Below are 17,688 nucleotides of genomic sequence, written 5' to 3' on the forward strand. Positions count from 1 at the left end.
GGTGTCGTGTCGTTTCTTGCGGTCACCGTCTGGGCGACGGCTCCGGCCCCGGCGGACGCGGTGCCCCGGGACAGGCTGGGGGAGGCGGTGACGGCGCTGGCCGACCGCCGTCTGGCGGAGGCCGGGCCGGGCAGCATCGTGGTCGGCGTCATCCGCGACGGGCGCAGCATCGTGATCGGGCGCGGCGACAGTGGGCGGCCCGACGGCGGCCCGCCGGACGGCCGGACCCTGTTCCAGATCGCCTCGCTGACCAAGCCCTTCACCGGCACCATTTTGGCCGAGCTGGTCCGCGCCGGGCGCGTCGCCCCGACCGACCCGCTGGCCCGCCACCTGCCCAAGCCCGTTCACGCGCCCGATTTCGACGGCAAGCCGATCCGTCTGCTCGACCTCGCCACCCATACGGCGGGTCTGCCCAACGTGCCGGAGACCCCGCGCTTCTCCTGGAACCGTCTGGAGGACCCGCGCAACCCCTACAAGCCCCTGACGCGGGAGGAGGTGGGGATGTGGCTGTCCGGCTTCAGCCTGCCGGTGCCGCCCGGCACGCGCTTCCGCTATTCCAACGTGGGCATGGCCGTGCTGGGGGAAGCCCTGTCCACCGCCTCCGGCATTCCCTACGAGACGCTGCTGAAGCGGGTCGTCACCGACCGTTTCGGGATGAAGGACACCACCCTGGCGCCCGGCGCGGAGCAGCGCGCCCGCAAGGCGGTCGGCCACGCCCGCGGGCAGGTGGTGCCGGATTGGGAGGCGCCGGCCATGCAGCCCTCCTTCGGGCTCTATTCGACCGCCGACGACCTGCTGCGCTGGCTGCGCGCCAACATGGGGGACTGCTCCGCGTCCGCCGCCTGCGACGCGGACACCGCCGCGACCCTGGCGCTCGCCCAGTCGGTGCAGGTGGACGGGCGGGCGTTGCGCGATCCGGGGGCGCTGGGGCAGGGGGCGATGGCGCTGGGCTGGTTCGTCGCCTGGGCGGCGGACGGCACGCCGATCCTCTGGCATTCCGGGTCCACCGGCGGCTTCAACGCCTACATCGCCTTCTCGCGCGCCCATCGCTGGGCGGCGGTGGCTCTGACCAACAGCGACCCCGAGCGCATCGCCGCCGACCGGGTGGTGGGCGACCTGATCTGGCATCTGGAGGATGCGGCGGCGGACCGCCGGTGAGGGGCGGAGCTTACCTCGTCAGTGCAGCAGGTCAGTGCAGCAGGCCGCCGGGCGGGGGGCGGTCGGACGAGGACAGGATCTGCGACGCCGGTTCGGCGACGGGACCGGCCTGATGGTGGGCCAGCCGCCACTCGCCGTCCTCCCGAACGAACAGGTTGGTTGCGGCCAGCACGGCGTTGCCCAGGACCTCCTCGCACAGGACCACCGCGGTGTCGCCATACAGGCTGACGCGCTCGTTGCGCGCCTGGACCGCCGGGCCGCGGGGCGCCCGCAGCACGTCCCGCCAGCTCGACACCACCGCCTCCCGGCCGAACAGGATGGTCCAGCCGGGATGGATGCAGGACACGGGCAGGCGGGAGGCCCACAGCCGGTCCATGGCGGGGAAGTCACGCTCGGTGAAGGCCCGGTAGAAAGCCTGGTTCGAGGCCAGCACGGCGTCGTGGTCGATCATTGGGAAACGGGTCTCCGAAACATTCGGATTCGCTTCTATACACGCAACCGCCCGAACGGCAAGGGTTGGCGTGATTTATCACAGACCGCGACGACCATACCGGCACGACCCATGCGTCAGGCCTTGATGTCCACCTTCTGGGACGCCTCGGCCGGAGCGCCGCCGGACTTCGCGTCGCCATCGGTCAGGCCGGCGATGGGCTGCGACAGGTCCAGGTTCAGGTGCATCACGCCGTCGGCGCTCTTGGTCGGGGTCAGGGCGCCGAGGCCGCTCATCCCGCCCTTCGAGGCGACGTTGTTCAGCTTCTCCAGCACGCCCTTGATCTCGTCCTCGCTGAAGCCCTCGGCGCGGACGATCATGCCGGTGGCCTTGCCCGACACCTTGGTCGACGCGGCGGAGAACATGGCGCTGCCCGAACCGTCGCCGTTCAGCGTGGCCTGAAGGCCGCGGTCCTCACGGGTGAAGTCCAGGGTGGACTTGGCGAAGGAGATGCGGACCGACTTGTCGCCGTCCTGGATGGTCAGTTCCATCCCACGGGACTCGATGGACCACTGGGACCGGGCCTCCTCCATGCTCATGGTCATCTGGCTGAAATCCATGGACTTCAGCTTGTCCTTCATGGCGCTGCCGAAATCGCCGACGGCGCCTTTCACGTCGTCGTCCGACATGCCCAGCCCGCCCAGCAAGCTGCCGAGGTCGCCCGCCATGTTGTCGATGGCCTTCTCGAACAGCCCGGCGAGACCCTTGGACTGCTCCAGCGCAGACTGCATGATCCGCTCGGCCTCCTTGGCGCGGTCGGCCATGGCCTGGGCGCCGGACTTGGCGGCGCCGCCCGCCGCACCGCCCGCCGCACCGGCATCGGCGCCGTCGGCACCCGCCGCCGGGGCCTTCTTGCCCGACAGGGTGTCGAGCAGGTTCTCCATGGACTGGCTGATCGTGTAGGCCGGGCCGGCGCCTTTCGCCGGGGCCGCGGTGTCGGCCGTGCCGGGGGTCGTGCTGGCGGCCTTGGCGCCGTCCGCGGCCTTGCTCTCGGTTGCCTTCTTGGCGTTGTTCGCTTGTTGCAAGGCCGTGCTGGTCGTCCCAGTCGGCCCGGACAGTTCCGAGTAATACATCGCCGCCTCCCGCGCGTGATCGTTTCGCCGTGAGGGTATGATCGTACCGCAACCTTTACCACAGGTTAATTCGTCGCAGCGGTCCTGCAACGCGCGGTCGAAATCCTTCGGCTTCGCAGGATTTTATCAGTTTTTGCTTGCGGAGTCCTCCACGGGCGCGAGGGGTTGGGTCGCCGGACCGTTGAGGACCGTCCCATCCACCGCGAAGCGGGAGCCGTGGCAGGGGCAGTCCCAGCTCCGCTCCCCCGGATTCCAGCGCACCACGCATTTCAGATGCGTGCAGATGGCGGATCGGCGGTGCAGCGCCCCCGACTCGTCGCGGAAGACGGCGACGGGCCAGACGCCCGACTTCAGAACCGCGCCCTGGCCGGGTTCGATGCGGTCCTCCCCCTCCACCTCCGGCCCCTGGACGTAGGGCAGGAAATGGCGCGCCACATCCAGGTTCTCGCGCAGGTAGGTGCCGAGCTTGCTGGTCATCTTCCGTCCGGGATCGTACAGCGCGGCCCAGGGGCTGCCGCTGCCGTGGATCAGCTCGCACAGGACCAGCCCGGCGATGGTGCCGTGGGTCATGCCCATGCCGCTGTCGCCGGTGGCCACGAAGACGCGCCCGCCATAGGCCGGGTCGGGGCCGATGAAGGCCAGCCCGTCGAAGGGCTCCATCACCTGCCCGGACCAGCGGTGCTCGACCGCCCCGGCCTGGGGGAAATGCGCGCGGGCCCAGCTTTCCAGCGCGTCCCAGCGCTCCGCCATGTCGCGGGCCTCGCCGGTCTTGTGGTCCTCGCCGCCGACGATCAGACGGTCATGGTCCGCCTCCGGCTGGAGCCGCACATAATGATAGGTGTCGAGCGTGTCCCAATAGAGGGCGTCGGGCACGCTGCCCTTCGGCACCCGCAGGGAAATCGCGTAGGTGCGGTAGGGCGCCTGCTTGGTGTGGATGGCGAAGCGGTCGCTGATCGGGGAATTGGTGGCGACGACCACCGCGGCGGCTTCGACCGTCGCGTGGTCCGGTCCGGCCTCCACCCGCGCGCGCTCCCCGTCCTGCCGGACCGCGGAGACATGCGCCCCGGTGACCAGCGTCCCGCCGCGCGCCAGGAAGGCGCGAGTCAGCCCGGCCAGATAGTCCAGCGCGTGGACGCGCCCCTGCCGGGGAAAGCGCAGACAAGGGCCGGGGTGTTGGATGGGCGGGGCGTCCAGCCGCTCCACATCGTCCAGCCCGGCGCGGCGGGCGGCGTCGCGTTCCCGGTCCAGCAGGGCGGGGTCCTGCCCCGGCGCCAGCATCAGATAGCCGTCGATGCGGGCGAAGCCGCAGTCGATGTTCTCCTCGCGGGCGATCCGCTCGATGGTGTCGATGGCCGCGCCGTGGCTGTCCGCGGCCATGCGGGCGCCGGACTCGCTGTGCAGCCGTTCGATCTCGGTGAAGCGGTCGTCGATGACGTTGGACAGGTGCGCCGTCGTGCGCCCGGTCTCGCCGCTGCCGGGCGGCCCGTCATCCAGCAGAAGCACCGATTTGCCGGAGCGCTGGAGCAGATAGGCCGTGGTGACCCCGGCGATGCCCGCCCCGACGACGATCACGTCGGGCCGCAGCGCGCCCAGGGCCGCCGCGGTGGGGGCGACGGTCCCGGCGGGCATCGCCGCCCCGCCGCGGTCCATCCAGACGGACGTCGTCGCGCCGGAACTCTGCCCAGGACTTTGCATGACCGGTCCTCCTTCCGTTGGCGGTTGGCATCCGTCATCCTGGCAACACGAGGCGCCGCGGGGCGGTTCCGCGTCCCGCCTCCGGCTGCTTCTTCCGCCTACCGCCTCGGGCTGCTACGGTGTCGCCGATCCGCCGCTTCAACGGACGACGACGCCATGACCGACCGCCTTTCCATCGCGCTGGCCCAGATCAACCCGACCGTCGGCAACGTCGCGGCCAACATCGACCGCATCCGCAACGCGCGGGCTGAGGCCGCCGCGCGCGGCGCCGACCTGATGGTCTGTCCGGAGCTGGTGGTGACCGGCTACCCGCCGGAGGATCTGGTGCTGAAGCCCTTCTTCCTCGACGTGGTGGAACAGGCGGTGCGCGATCTCGCCGCGGAGACGGCGGACGGCGGTCCGGCCCTGCTGGTCGGCGCGCCGTGGCGCGACGGCGGCAGGTGCTACAACACCGCCCTTCTGCTCGACGGCGGCACGGTCGCGGCGACCCGTTTCAAGGTGGACCTGCCGAACTACGGGGTCTTCGACGAGAAGCGCGTCTTCGTCCCCGGCCCGCTGCCCGGCCCGATCAACGTCCGCGGCGTGCGGCTGGGCGTTCCGATCTGCGAGGACATGTGGTCCGCCGACGTGATCGAGACGCTGGCGGAAAGCGGGGCGGAAATCCTGGTCGTGCCCAACGGCAGCCCGTTCGAGGTCGGCAAGCACGACCAGCGCGTCCAGCTCGCCGTGCAGCGGGTCACCGAGTCGGGGCTGCCGCTGCTCTACGTGAACCAGGTGGGCGGGCAGGACGAGCTGGTCTTCGACGGCGCCAGCTTCGCGCTGGGCGCCGACCGCCGTCTGGTGGCGCAGGCCCCGGCCTTCGCCGAGCATCTGCTGGTCACCCGCTGGGAACGCGGCGCCGACGACGTCTGGCACTGCCCCGACGCGGAGCGCATCGCCCCGGTGGAGGAACTGGAATCCGTCTACGCCGCCCTGGTGCTGGGGCTGCGCGACTATGTGAACAAGAACCGCTTCCCCGGCGTGATCCTGGGCCTGTCAGGCGGCATCGACTCGGCGCTGTCGGCGGCCATCGCGGTGGACGCCCTGGGCGCCCACCGGGTGCACGGGGTGATGATGCCCTCGCCCTACACCTCGCAGGAGAGCCTGGACGACGCCGCGGAGTCGGCGGAACTGCTGGGCTGCAAGCTGGACACCGTTCCCATCGTCCCGGCGATGGAGGCGTTCGACCGGATGCTCCGGCCCGCCTTCGCGGGGCGCGACCCGGACATCACGGAAGAGAACATCCAGTCGCGGTCGCGCGGGATCACGCTGATGGCGCTGTCCAACAAGTTCGGCGCCATGGTGCTGTCCACCGGCAACAAGTCGGAGATGTCGGTCGGCTACGCCACGCTCTACGGCGACATGTGCGGCGGCTATGCGGTGCTGAAGGACGTCTACAAGACGACGGTCTATGCGATCTCGCGCTGGCGGAACGAGCATGTGCCGGAGGGCGCTCTCGGCCCGGCGGGCCGCGTCGTTCCGGAGCGCGTGCTGGTCAAGGCCCCGACCGCGGAGCTGAAGCCCGGCCAGACCGACCAGGACACGCTGCCGCCCTACGACGAGCTGGACGACATCCTGCGGTGTCTGGTGGAGCAGGACCTCGGCGTTCCGGAGATCGTCGCCCGCGGCCACGCGCCGGAGCTGGTGAACACGGTCTGGCGCATGCTGCATCTGGCCGAATACAAGCGCCGCCAGGCGCCTCCGGGGCCGAAGATCACCCGGCGGCTGTTCAACCGCGAGCGGCGCTATCCGATCACGAACGGGTTCGGGAGTATTGCGTGACGAGGCTTGAGACGAGCCCCCACCCTAACCCTCCCCCGCTGGGCGGGGGAGGGGATAAGCTCCCTCACCCGCGCGTCAGGCGGATGATCGTCACCATCATGCCGACCGCGTAAAGCTCGGCCAGCGGAACGATCCAGGACGGGTGGAAAAGGATCGCCAGCGGCATGATCAGCAGAAGGATCATCGCCGGGAACACGAAGTAAGGCGAATTGCAGTAGGCCGGAAGGCCATGGACTCGGCCCGAGATCTCGCGAGACTCTTCGCCGATCAAACGATCAGCGGCGCCAACAGTTTGGTCTACCATTCTCTAACACCCACCGTTTTTATGGTCTTCTTGCTCTCCATCTCTTTGGGACGGAGCGGCGTCCCTATACCATGTTTTGCTGAAACGCGGACACGACTTCGCGCCGTCTTGCCGGATGGCGAAAACGGCGCGGGAAGTCCTGAATTCTATTGTGGCTTTACGCCGCTTCGGTCAGCGCCAGATGCGGGCGGCGGACCATCGACTGGATGGTGAAGGGCGCGCGCACGCCGCCGCTGAACAGCTCGGCGCATTCCAGCGCCTTCAGCACCCGCTCCTCCGCCGGCAGGCCGGCCGTGGAGGCGAGCGAGCCCAGCGCGTAGTCCGCCCCGCACCCGATGGCGTGATAGCCGCGCACGGCCTCGCCCACCTGATAGTCGGACTGGATGGAGAAGAGCCGTCCCTCGTAGCCCACCATGAAGGTGCCGCCGGTCTCGACGTCGTTGGAGCGGTGAGCATAGCCGCCGTCCTTGAGGCAACCGCGCACGGCGTCCACGAAGTCGACGACCATGTAGCGGAAGACGTCGGCCTCGGCGTCGCGGTGCGGCGGCTCCAGCCGGTAATGCAGAAGCTGGCCCATGCGGAAGCTGCTGGTGAAGCCGATCAGCATGTCGGCGTTGCGAAACACCTTGGTGTCCGCGCGCACGGTGATGTCCAGGCCGTTCACGCCCGCGCTGTCACCGCCCATCCACACACGATCGCCGTCCACCAAGCCAACAATGCAGGTCATCGCCGTCCTCGTCCCTGAAATCAATTTCGCCCGAAAGCAGGGACAGGGTGGGCTTTTATGGTTAACGAATTGTTGCGGCGCGGCGGTGCCGAAGGGGGTATCCCGCTTCGGCACCTTGGCCTTAAGCGCAGTCGCGACAAGAGCTTAGCGGGCCAGCCCGATCAGCGCGCGGACCGTGTTCTCGGCGCCCTCGGCGATCTGCGCGAGGCTGGCGTCCAGCATGTAGCAGGGGGAGGTGACGATCTTCAGCCGGTGGTCGGTCACGATCTCGCCATGGCCGGTGACGCTGTGCTTCGCCCCCAGCGTCTCCAGCGCGGCGGCGGTCCCGGCGTCGGAACCGATGGTGAGTTCGACTCCCTCCGCCCCGAACAGCGTCGCCAGGATGGCCGGCGCGATGCACAGGGCGCCGATGGGCTTTCCGGCGTCGCGCATGGCGCGCACGGCCTTCTCCACGTCCGGGTTGACCGTGCAGTCCGGCCCCTTGAAGGCGAAATCGCACAGATTCTTGGCGGCGCCGAACCCACCGGGGAAGATCAGCGCGTCCACCGACGCGGCGTCGAAGGTGGCGAGGTCGGCGACCTTGCCGCGGGCGATGCGCGCGGACTCGGCCAGCACGTTGCGGGTCTCCGCCGCCTCTTCACCGGTCAGGTGGTTGACGACGTGGGCCTGCGGGATGTTGGGGGCGAAGCACACGGCCTCCGCCCCGGCGCGGTCGATGGCCAGCAGGGTGCACACCGCCTCGTGGATCTCCGCCCCGTCATAGACGCCGCAGCCCGAGAGCACGACCGCGATCCGCAACGGTTTGTCCGCCATGGTGATTCCTCCTTGGTGCCGATGTCCCGCCCGTTGGGGGAGGGTTGCCGGAAACCCTACCCCACGGCCACGCTTCCGCCTACTCCCCCCGTGCTTTACTCTCTGGGCGTTGCGTGCAGGCGCTTCTGCCCCTGGACGAAGCGGGCCAGCGTGTCGGACAGCACGCCGCGGGGGATCATCGCCTCGATCAACTGGAAGCGCCCGCGCGTGGCGAAGGCCCGGTCCAGGGCGGCCTTCAGCTCCGCCCGCGTGCGCACCCGCACCCCGTCGCCGCCCATGCCCGCGGCCATGTCGGCGAAGCGCCAGTCATCCAGGTCGTTGAAGGCGGATTCGGGCTGGAAGGTGCGCAGCATCTCCCAACTGGCGTTGTTGAACAGGATCACGATGGGGTCGATCCCCAGGCGTCGGCAATTGCCAAGCTCCCACCCGGTCATCTGGAAGGCGCCGTCGCCGACCACGGTCAGGATGCGCTTGCCGCCCGACACGCACTGCGCCCCGATGCCCGCCGGAACGCCGAAACCCATGCCCGCGTAGTAGCCCGGCGCCATCAGCCCGGCGTCGATCATGTCCATGGCGGTGAACAGGCAGTCGCCCATGTCCGCCGCGATCAGCAATGGCTCCTGCCCGGCGCGGACGCGGTCGTTGACGGCGCGGGCGATGTCCATCGGGGCGATGGGCTGCTCGTCGGCCTGAAGGCCGGTGGGGTAGGCGTGGGGTTCCTTGCCGCGCGTCGTCCGGTTGGACGGCGGCAGCCGTTCCAGCAGGGCGTCCACCAGCCCGTTCAACGGGATGTCGGCGTAGGTGTGATAGCCCAGCGTCACCGCGCGGTCGAAGGCATGGATGGTCTTGCGCAGGTCGATCTTGCGCTGGGACACCGCGAAATTGGTGTCGCTGAGGATGGCGCCGAGCAGGAACAGCCCGTCCGACTCCTCGACCAGCCGGGTGATCTCCGCGTCGCCCGCCACGCCGATGTAGGTGCCGAGCGGCGGGGTCGGCGCGTCGGCCAGCAGGCCGCGCCCCATGAAGGTGGTCACCACTGGCACGCCCAGCCGCTGCGCCAGCTCCGCCACCTTGGCCTCCAGCCCGTAGCGGCGGACCTCCACGCAGACCATCAGCACCGGCGAGGTGGCCGAGCGCATGGCCGTCAGCACCTCGTCCGCGCAGGCGGCCAGCGCGTCGCGGTCCACCGGCCAAGCGGGGTCGTCGCCCACCGGCTCGACCTCCGCGTTGACCATGTTGCGGGGGATTTCCAGATAGACCGGGCGCGACAGGGCGCGGGCGGCGCCCAGAACGCGGGCGATCTCCGCCGGGGCCTTGGCCGGGTCGTCCAGCCGGGCCTGGGCCACGGTGATCTCCTTGAACACCTGGAACTGCGTGTCCAGCGTGCGGCCCTGGTGGTGCAGCAGCAGGCCGGCGTTGCCCTCCGTCGTGCCCGGCGCGCCGGAGATGACGACGACCGGCGACTTCTCGGCGTAGGCGCCGGCCACCGCGTTCACCATGTTGAAGGCGCCCGCCCCGTAGGTGACCGCCGCCACCCCCAGCGTGGAGCTGTAGCGCGCCGCCGCGTCCGCCGCGAAGCCCACCGCCGGTTCGTGGCTCAGCGTGTGGAGCGGCAGGATCTGCGTTTCCTCCGCCACCTTGAAGAAGGGCAGGGCGAAATCGCCCGGAATCCCGAACATGGCCTGTGCGCCGCGATCCTTCAGCGCGCGCAGCAGGGCTTCGGCCAGCTTCATGGCCGCTCTCCCGTTCCGATTGGTTTCGCGGATTCGTGATCCGCACATGGGGACAGCATCGCCTTGCGCACCGCCGCGCGCAAGATTTGTTTCATTCGAAACCATCCATTCGCGCAGGAAATTATGAGATCCCCTCTCCCGCCCCGGGAGAGGGAAGGGGCCCGCGCGACGCGCGGGAAGGGTGAGGGTGCCGGCAACCGGTTGGCACCCGATCCTTGGACAACCCTCACCCGCCCGCTTCGCGGGCACCCTCTCCCGGGGCGGGAGAGGGGGGATATGGCCTGCCCAGATTGCTGTGCTATGGTCGATTTCTCAACTTAGAGATGGCGGCCAATTCATGAACAAGTCGTATGTTCTCTCATTCGTTTGTGTGTTTGCACTCTACGGATGCGCGTCGGACAGTCCGGTGGCCGAGCGTGCGCTGTACGATCAGGCCATCGACCGCAGCGCCGTCTTTCAGGAGGCGAACGTCCGGCCATTGGCGCCGTTGGCCTATCCCGTCCGCGCCCTGTCCCTGACCGGCAACACCACCTGGGCGGAGGGGAAGGAGGGCCAGCCGGTGACCATCGACAGCCCCTATGGCCAGTGGATCTCGGTGGAGCCGGAACTGCAGACCATCTGCCGCAACTTCCCGCGCGGGCAGGTGCTGGAGAAGCTGCACCAGCTTCTGGGCCTGAAGCCGGCGACGGAGGCCAACCGCAACGAGCGCTTCGTCCGCTTCACCATCGAGAAGCAGGCCAACGGTCCGACCCAGACCGGCATCTTCCGCCCCTGCGCCAACCCCGACACCGCGGCCACCCAGTGCGGCAACCAGATCAAGGTGGCCGACAGCCAGGGGGCCTACGTCTCCTGGTTCGCCAACCAGATGGTCTTCTCCTACAAGCGCGACCCGGCGATGAGCGGCACCGGCTATCCCTGGACGCGGCTGGGCTACACCTACAACTGGGACCCGGCGGCGGCGGACATCCGCGGCGTGCAGGAATATGTGGTGCCCGACAAGACGGTCGTGACGGTCACCGAGATCGTGAAACCGGAGGATTACTGCGCGCCCTGATGGGCGTCTTTCCGCAGGGTGTCTTTCGGGCCGGCGCGGGGCGTGCTACGACTGCCGCCCTGTCCCGACTTTCGAATGATGCCCGTATGTCCGTCGCCGTCCGCTTCGCCCCCAGCCCGACCGGTCTCCTGCATGTCGGCAACGTGCGCCTCGCGCTCGTCAACTGGCTGTTCGCGCGCAAGGCGGGCGGCAGCTTCCTGCTGCGCATGGACGACACGGACGAGGAACGGTCCAAGCCCGAATACGCGGAGGGGATCGAGCGGGACCTGACCTGGCTCGGCCTGACCTGGGACCGCTTCGCGCGCGAGAGCGACCGCTATGGCCGCTACGACGAAGTGGCGGCGGCGCTGAAGGCCGCCGGGCGGCTCTACCCTTGCTACGAGACGCCGGAGGAGCTGAACCTCAAGCGCGCCAGCCTCGTGTCGCAGGGCCGTCCGCCGATCTACGACCGCGCCGCGCTCCGCTTGACCGACGCCGACCGCGCCCGCCTGGAATCGGAGGGGCGCAAGCCGCACTGGCGCTTCAAGCTGGAGCACGCGCCGGTCGAATGGACCGACCTCGTGCGCGGACCGGTGCATTTCGAGGGTGCAGCGCTCAGCGATCCGGTGCTGATCCGCGAGGACGGGCGCCCGCTTTATACGCTGACCAGCGTGGTGGACGACGCCGACCTCGCCATCACCCATGTCATCCGGGGCGAGGACCACGTCGCCAACACGGCGGTGCAGATCCAGATTTTCGAGGCGCTGAAGAATATTGAGGGCGGCGGGGCGGTCCCCGTCTTCGCCCATCTGCCGCTGCTGACCGACGCGGCGGGGCAGGGCCTGTCCAAGCGGCTGGGCAGCCTGTCCGTGGCGTCCTTGCGCGAGGAGGAGGGGATCGAGCCGATGGCGCTGGCCAGCCTGCTCGCCAAGCTCGGCACTTCCGACGCCATCGAGCCGCGGCTGACGCTGGACGAGCTGGTGGCCGAATTCGACATCGCCAAGGTGTCCCGCGCCACCCCGAAATTCGACCCGGAGGAACTGCTGCGGCTGAACGCCCGCATCCTCCACCTGCTGCCCTTCGAGCGGGTCGCCGGGGAGCTGGCCGCGCTGGGTTTGGCGGAGGCCGACGCCGCCTTCTGGGAGGCGGTGCGCCCCAACCTGTCGCGCGTCGCGGAGGCCCGGGACTGGTGGGCGGTGACCCATGCCCCGGTCGCCCCGGTGGCGGACGACCCCGCCTTCCTGGCCGAAGCGGCGGCCCTGCTGCCGGAGGAGCCCTGGGACCTCTCCACCTGGGGTGCCTGGACGGGAGCGGTGAAGGCGAAGACGGGGCGGAAGGGCAAGGATTTGTTCCTCCCCCTGCGCCGCGCCCTCACCGGGCGGGACCATGGACCGGAATTGAAGAACCTGCTACCCCTGATCGGCCGCACCCGCGCGGAAAAGCGCCTCGCGGGAGAGACGGCGTAAGAGTCCTTACCCCCACCCCGACCCTCCTCCGCTGGGCGGGGGAGGGGGATGAACCTTTCACAGGAGATAGGGCGCCGTGCCGCTGGACCTCTACAACACGCTGACCCGCCGCAAGGAACGCTTCGAGCCGATGAGTCCGGACCGGGTGGGCATGTATGTGTGTGGACCCACGGTCTACGACACCGCGCACATCGGCAACGCCCGCCCGGTGGTGGTGTTCGACCTGCTGTTCCGGTTGCTGCAGCGGCTCTATCCGGCGGTGACCTACGTCCGCAACATCACCGACGTGGACGACAAGATCATCGACCGCTCGCGCGACAGCGGCGAACCGATCGAGGCGCTGACCAAGCGCACCGCCGACCTCTACCACGCCGACATGGACGCGCTGAACGCGCTGCGCCCGACCATCGAGCCGCGCGCCACGCACCACATCTCGCACATGGTGGCCCTGATCGGGCTGCTGATCGAGCGCGGCCACGCCTACGCCGCGGAAGGGCATGTGCTGTTCTCCGTGCCGTCGATGGCGGAGTATGGGCAGCTCTCCCGCCGCACGCTGGACGAGTTGATCGCCGGCGCCCGCGTGGAGGTCGCACCCTACAAGCGCGATTCCTCCGACTTCGTGCTGTGGAAGCCGAGCGCCGACGATCAGCCCGGCTGGGACAGCCCGTGGGGCCGCGGGCGGCCCGGCTGGCACATCGAATGCTCCGCCATGGCGAAGGAGCATCTGGGAGTCACCTTCGACATCCACGGCGGCGGGCTGGACCTGATCTTCCCGCACCATGAGAACGAGATCGCCCAGAGCCGCTGCGCCCACGACGGCGAGCCGCTGGCCCGCTACTGGGTCCACAACGGCTTCGTGACCGTCGAGGGCGAGAAGATGTCCAAGTCGCTGGGCAACTTCTTCACCGTGCACGAACTGCTGGACGAGTTCCCCGGCGAGGCCATCCGCCTGACGCTGATGAGCGCCCATTACCGCCAGCCGCTGGACTTCACCCGCGAGGGGCTGAAGCAATCCAAGGCGACGCTCGACCGCTGGTATCAGGCGCTGCGCGGCGACCCGGCCCCGGCGGCGGCGGAACTGCCCTTCGACGTGCTGGCCGCTCTGGAGGACGACCTCAACAGCCCGCTCGCCATCTCCCACCTGCACGAGCTGGCCTCGGCGGTGAACAAGGCGGGGGAGGCGGAAAAGGCCGCCGCCAAGGGCGCCCTGCGCGCCGCGGGCGACGCGCTGGGCCTGCTCCAGCAGGACCCGGAGGCGTGGTTCCGCTGGGCGCCGAAGGGGGCCGCCGCGCTGTCCGACGCCGACATCCAGCAGCGCATCGACGACCGTCTGGCCGCCCGCAAGGCCAAGAACTACGCGGAGGCCGACCGCATCCGCAAGGAACTGGCCGACCAGGGCATCCTTCTGGAGGATGGCCCTCAGGGCACGACCTGGAAGCGGGCGTAACGCGCTAACCGGTCCGGCGCGCCATCGCCTCGCGGTCGCGCGCCGGACTGCTCCGCCTCTTGGATTCGCCCGGCGGGACTCCGTTCATCAGGAAGCGCAGCGTCGGCGACCGGCGCACCAGCCGGTGATGGATCGCCAGGGGCAGGAACAGCCCGACCGCGGTGATCGCGGCGAACTCCAGCAGCGGCGGGGCGGGGACGGCCAACAGGGCGAAGCCCAGGGCCATGACCACCAGATGGTGCAGCAGGTAGATCGTGTAGGACGCCTGCGACAGAGCCTGCACCCGGCGGCTCTCCGCCGAGAACCAGGCCTGCGTCAGCCCCAGGACGAAGCGGAAGGCCGACCAGGCGGCGACCGCCCGCAGCGCCTCGTCCAGGAACCGGACCGGCATGGGCTTCTCCACCCCGACCATCCCGATGTGGATGGAGAAGCACAGCAGGTAAGTCAGCGCCACGCCCCAACCCGCCTTGGCGTAGCGCCCGGCCCCGCCCGGCCAGTGGGCGATCAGCACCCCGACCGCGAAGAAGCCCGCCGAGGTGACGATGCTGACCGCGGTGGAGTTGGTCGGCACCAGCGGCGTCACGAGCCGGTCGGAGATGTTGTCGAACCCCAGCACCCCCATCATGACGAGGCTGAGCAGGAGCGGGGGGAACCAGTCCGGCGGATCGGCCAGCCAGCGGGTCAGCCCGGGCGACCGCTCCGCCAACCGCCGGTGCAGGGCGACGAGCAGAGGATAGGCGAGGCAGAGCGCCAGCACGCTGATGAACAACTCCACCAGGAACCACAGGTGATAGACGAGGCTGCCGCTCCAGAAGGCGGCGGGAATGGTGCGGGTGACGAATTCCGCCGCGGTCAGGCCCGGATCGGTCGCGCGGAACTCCATCCATAATTGCGCGACGTTCAGCGTCGCCGCCATGACGAACAGCGGCACCAGCAGCCGCGAGGCCCGCGAGCCCAGAGTCGCCCGCGGCCCATGGCGGCGCAGGCTGTGCGCGATCAGCAGGCCGGAGATCAGGAAGAAGGCGGGCATGCGGAAGCTGTGGATGAAATCCGCGAACAGCCCGATCCAGGCGATCCCGTCGGGGGAGTTCATCACCCAGTCGTAGCCCGGCGTGTAGATCAGCGCCGCGTGGTAGGGCACCCCCAGAATCATCAGCAGGCTGCGCGCCGCGTCCAGGGAATGATCCCGTGTGCCGCCCAAACCGTTCGATACGCCCGCCGCCGCCATCGCCCACACCTTTCGGGGTCTCTTTCGCTTCGCTTCTCCAAACGAACGCGCCCGGGCATCGTCCGGATGCGCTAGAGGCTGCGGCTAATCCGGGGAACCGACGATGGAGTAAGCCATTCCCGCCGGTTGCGCTCCGTCCGGACCGGCGCGCCCCAGGGGTTCACGGCACCGGCCCGAACCTGCTACAAGACCGTCGCGGAGCGCTCGCATTCACGCGGGTGGCGCCGTCGTTCGCGCCCGTATTTCCGCGGGTGGCCTTTGGAGGATTCCGATCATGCTCTGGCTCGCCGCCTACATCGGCAGCGTACTCGCCATCAACTACGCCTTCAGCCTCGCGCCGCATCTGGACCTGCTGTGGTCCTGCTGGGCCGGGCTGATCTTCATCCTGCGCGACATGGTGCAGGTCCGTTACGGACACTGGTCGCTCGCCGCGATGCTGGGCGCCACGGTGCTGTCCTTCCTGCTCGCCGACCCCGTCGTCGCCACGGCCAGCGTCACCGCGTTCGCCGTGTCGGAGCTGATCGACTGGGGCGTCTTCACCGTCACCCGGCGCCCGTTGCGCGACCGCCTGTGGATCAGCGCCGCCCTGTCGGTGCCGGTCGATACGGCGCTGTTCTTCGGCATGCTCGGCATCTGGGAGCCGGCGGTCTGGGCCGCCAGCTTCGCGTCGAAGCTGGCCGGCGTGTCCGCCGTGTGGATGCTGATGCGCGCGCGGGCGGCGCGGCCCGCGACGGCCTGATACGCTTCGCTTTTTGGCAATCGCCGACTCGGGGAAAGCCGGCGCTGCGGCCGGCCTCCCCGGCGCCTTCCCGGCGGTCGGCGGACGAGGGCGGCGTCGGCGATCGCCAAAGGCACGGCGGGGATCACGCCATCGAGTTCACCGTCTCGGTGCTCTGGCGGGCGCCGCTCGCCTCGTCCGGGATCTCGACCAGGAAGATGGCGCCCCGGCCCGGACGCGACAGCACCCGCACCCGGTAGCCGAGCAGGCGGCTGAGCCGCGCCACGGTCGCGAGGCCGAGGCCGAGGCCCTTGCGCCGGTCGCGCTCCGGATTGCCGATCTGGTAGAAGTCCTCGAAGATCAGGTGAAGCCGGTCCTGCGGGATGCCGGGGCCGGTGTCCTGCACCTTGATGGCGGTGAAGCCGCGCGCCTGCCGGCAGGTGACCCGGATCGTGCCGCTGTGCGTGTATTTCAGCGCGTTGTTCAGCAGGTTGCGCACGATCCGTTCCAGCATGGCCGGGTCGGTCGTCACGCGGGCGCCGCTGCAGGTCACGCGGAATTCCAGCCCCTTGCCCGCCGCCTCCAGCCGGCCTTCCTCGCAGATGCGTTCCAGGAAGACGGGCAGGTCCAGTTCGCCGAGCTGCGGGCTGATCACGCCGGTCTCCAGCATGGCGATGTCCATCAGCGAGTTCAGCAGACGCTGGGTCGCCTCGAACCCGTCGCGGGCGGCGTCCACCAGCTTGCGCAGAGGCGGCTCCTCCACCCGTTCGCCGATCATGTGCAGATAGATGCCCAGCGTCTGGAGCGGCTGGCGCAGGTCGTGGCTGGCCGCGGCCAGGAAGCGCGACTTGGCGGCGTTGGCCTGCTCCGCCTCCGCGCGCGCGCGGGCCAGCGCGTCGTAGCTGCGGCGCAGCTCCGCCATGCGGTCGCGGTCCTGGAGCACCGAATTGACGGTGGCGACCAGAAGCAGCGTGATGATGAGCCCGGCGAACAGAACCGCCCGCGGCGTGGCGCTGGCCACGCTCGCTTCGAAGGCATGGGTGCCGGACAGGACCAGCGTCCAGGGGCGCCCGAACACGTCGATGCGGCGGATGTCCTGGAAGGCGGCCCGGCGGTCGGGCGCGGAATCGAACATCAGCGAGTCCGGCGTGGCCTCCCCCCCGTCATGGACGCGGATGTCCAGCAGCTCCGAGGCGCCCTGGCCCATGATGCTGCGCATCAGGTCATGCGCGCGGAAGGGGCTGTAGACGAAGCCGAGCAGCGCCTCCCGGCGGTCGTCGGCGGTGGTCAGCGGCCGGTGCTGGTCGTAGACGGGGACGTACATGAGGAAGCCGGGCTGGACGTCCCGGTCGGTTTCCTGCACCAACCGCAGCCGGGCGGTGGCCGCCGCGGCACCGCTGGTGCGGGCGCGCTCCATGGCGGCGCGGCGCGTGTCATCGGCGTGCATGTCGAACCCGAAGGCCCGCAGGTTGCGGCTGGCGAAGGGCTCGATGTAGACGATCGGGAAATATTCGGGGCGTTCGCCCTCCGGCATCACGCGGTAGCTGTAGAAGCCCGCGGCGTGCAGCGCCGCCTCGTGCTGTTCCCGGTCGGCGGCCTTCACGCGCCGGGCATAGCCGATGGCCTGGATGCCGGGATAGCGGTCCTCCACATGCAGGCCGGTGACGTAGGCGCGCCATTCCGTGCGGCTGACCTGCCCGCCGCCCGCGTCCACCATCGCCGCGGCGCCTTGGAGCATCTGTTCGTAGGTGTCGAGCCGGGCCGTGATGTCGCCGGTCAGGTCGCGGGCCAGCGCGCGGAAGCGCGCCTCCGCCAGCCGCTGGTTCTGTTCGGTCAGCAGCAGCCAGGCAAGGCCGGTCAGCAGCAGCCCCAGCCCGAACACCACCCAGCTTTCCCAGGACCGGAACAGCCGCCCGTCGGGAGCGGCGTCGCGGGCGCGCCTCGGCTCCGGCGATGCCGGCTGCGGTAAGGGATCGTCCATG

Annotated in this window: 15 protein-coding genes; 6 read left to right on the forward strand and 9 right to left on the reverse strand. The window is 69.7% G+C overall.

Translation table 11 applies throughout. The features are described 5' to 3' along the window. The first annotated feature begins 6 nt into the window (after positions 1-6). Positions 7-1,158 (forward strand): serine hydrolase, encoded by a 1,152-nt coding sequence (locus DS843_RS09430; RefSeq protein ID WP_286192021.1) that lies wholly within the window; start codon positions 7-9, stop codon positions 1,156-1,158. Between the two features lie 31 nt (positions 1,159-1,189). Here the strand turns inward: DS843_RS09430 and DS843_RS09435 are convergent, their stop codons facing one another. The 3 genes from DS843_RS09435 to DS843_RS09445 form a co-directional block, all read right to left on the reverse strand. After that, on the reverse strand, positions 1,190-1,609 hold the full coding sequence (locus DS843_RS09435) for a nuclear transport factor 2 family protein (RefSeq protein WP_149468620.1): 420 nt from the start codon (positions 1,607-1,609) through the stop codon (positions 1,190-1,192). A 116-nt stretch (positions 1,610-1,725) separates the two neighbouring features. Continuing rightward, the gene (locus DS843_RS09440; RefSeq protein ID WP_149468621.1) at positions 1,726-2,721 is read right to left on the reverse strand and encodes a hypothetical protein; all 996 of its coding nucleotides are present in this window, start codon (positions 2,719-2,721) and stop codon (positions 1,726-1,728) included. Positions 2,722-2,847: 126 nt separating this feature from the next. Next, positions 2,848-4,416: an FAD-dependent oxidoreductase gene (locus DS843_RS09445; protein WP_149468622.1), complete on the reverse strand. Its 1,569-nt coding sequence runs from the start codon at positions 4,414-4,416 to the stop codon at positions 2,848-2,850. Between the two features lie 156 nt (positions 4,417-4,572). On the opposite strand from DS843_RS09445, the gene DS843_RS09450 reads away from it, so the two are divergent. Continuing rightward, positions 4,573-6,237 carry an NAD+ synthase gene (locus DS843_RS09450; protein WP_149468623.1) on the forward strand — a complete coding sequence of 555 codons (1,665 nt, stop codon included), beginning with the start codon at positions 4,573-4,575 and terminating at the stop codon, positions 6,235-6,237. A gap of 64 nt (positions 6,238-6,301) precedes the next feature. On the opposite strand, the gene DS843_RS09455 is transcribed toward DS843_RS09450, so the two are convergent. From DS843_RS09455 to ipdC, 4 genes are all read right to left on the reverse strand, one after another. Then, entirely contained in the window at positions 6,302-6,541 is a 240-nt protein-coding gene (locus tag DS843_RS09455; protein WP_149468624.1) for a hypothetical protein, read from the reverse strand. 157 nt (positions 6,542-6,698) lie between these two features. Beyond that, positions 6,699-7,268 carry a hypothetical protein gene (locus DS843_RS09460; RefSeq protein WP_149468625.1) on the reverse strand — a complete coding sequence of 190 codons (570 nt, stop codon included), beginning with the start codon at positions 7,266-7,268 and terminating at the stop codon, positions 6,699-6,701. Positions 7,269-7,412: 144 nt separating this feature from the next. Beyond that, positions 7,413-8,081, reverse strand: coding sequence for an isoprenoid biosynthesis glyoxalase ElbB (gene elbB, locus DS843_RS09465; RefSeq protein ID WP_149468626.1), 669 nt, complete (start codon positions 8,079-8,081; stop codon positions 7,413-7,415). Positions 8,082-8,176: 95 nt separating this feature from the next. Then, positions 8,177-9,814 carry an indolepyruvate/phenylpyruvate decarboxylase gene (gene ipdC, locus DS843_RS09470; RefSeq protein ID WP_149468627.1) on the reverse strand — a complete coding sequence of 546 codons (1,638 nt, stop codon included), beginning with the start codon at positions 9,812-9,814 and terminating at the stop codon, positions 8,177-8,179. Between the two features lie 406 nt (positions 9,815-10,220). Between ipdC and DS843_RS09480 the strand changes: the two genes are divergently transcribed. The 3 genes from DS843_RS09480 to cysS all read left to right on the forward strand — a co-directional run bounded on the left by DS843_RS09480 (position 10,221) and on the right by cysS (position 13,760). Continuing rightward, on the forward strand, positions 10,221-10,868 hold the full coding sequence (locus tag DS843_RS09480) for a hypothetical protein (protein WP_149468629.1): 648 nt from the start codon (positions 10,221-10,223) through the stop codon (positions 10,866-10,868). 86 nt (positions 10,869-10,954) lie between these two features. After that, entirely contained in the window at positions 10,955-12,313 is a 1,359-nt protein-coding gene (gene gltX / locus DS843_RS09485; protein ID WP_149468630.1) for a glutamate--tRNA ligase, read from the forward strand. A 76-nt stretch (positions 12,314-12,389) separates the two neighbouring features. Continuing rightward, positions 12,390-13,760: a cysteine--tRNA ligase gene (gene cysS, locus DS843_RS09490; protein ID WP_149468631.1), complete on the forward strand. Its 1,371-nt coding sequence runs from the start codon at positions 12,390-12,392 to the stop codon at positions 13,758-13,760. 4 nt (positions 13,761-13,764) lie between these two features. Here the strand turns inward: cysS and DS843_RS09495 are convergent, their stop codons facing one another. Continuing rightward, positions 13,765-14,988, reverse strand: coding sequence for an acyltransferase family protein (locus DS843_RS09495; RefSeq protein WP_149468632.1), 1,224 nt, complete (start codon positions 14,986-14,988; stop codon positions 13,765-13,767). 274 nt (positions 14,989-15,262) lie between these two features. On the opposite strand from DS843_RS09495, the gene DS843_RS09500 reads away from it, so the two are divergent. Then, positions 15,263-15,727, forward strand: a complete 465-nt coding sequence (locus tag DS843_RS09500) for a preQ0 transporter (protein ID WP_149468633.1) — start codon at positions 15,263-15,265, stop codon at positions 15,725-15,727. 124 nt (positions 15,728-15,851) lie between these two features. Here DS843_RS09500 and DS843_RS09505 read toward each other — a convergent pair whose 3' ends face one another. After that, the gene (locus DS843_RS09505; protein WP_149468634.1) at positions 15,852-17,687 is read right to left on the reverse strand and encodes a CHASE domain-containing protein; all 1,836 of its coding nucleotides are present in this window, start codon (positions 17,685-17,687) and stop codon (positions 15,852-15,854) included. Between the last annotated feature and the right edge of the window lies 1 nt (position 17,688).

Origin of the sequence: Roseomonas genomospecies 6, assembly GCF_008365375.1 — a bacterium.
Lineage (GTDB): Bacteria > Pseudomonadota > Alphaproteobacteria > Azospirillales > Azospirillaceae > Azospirillum.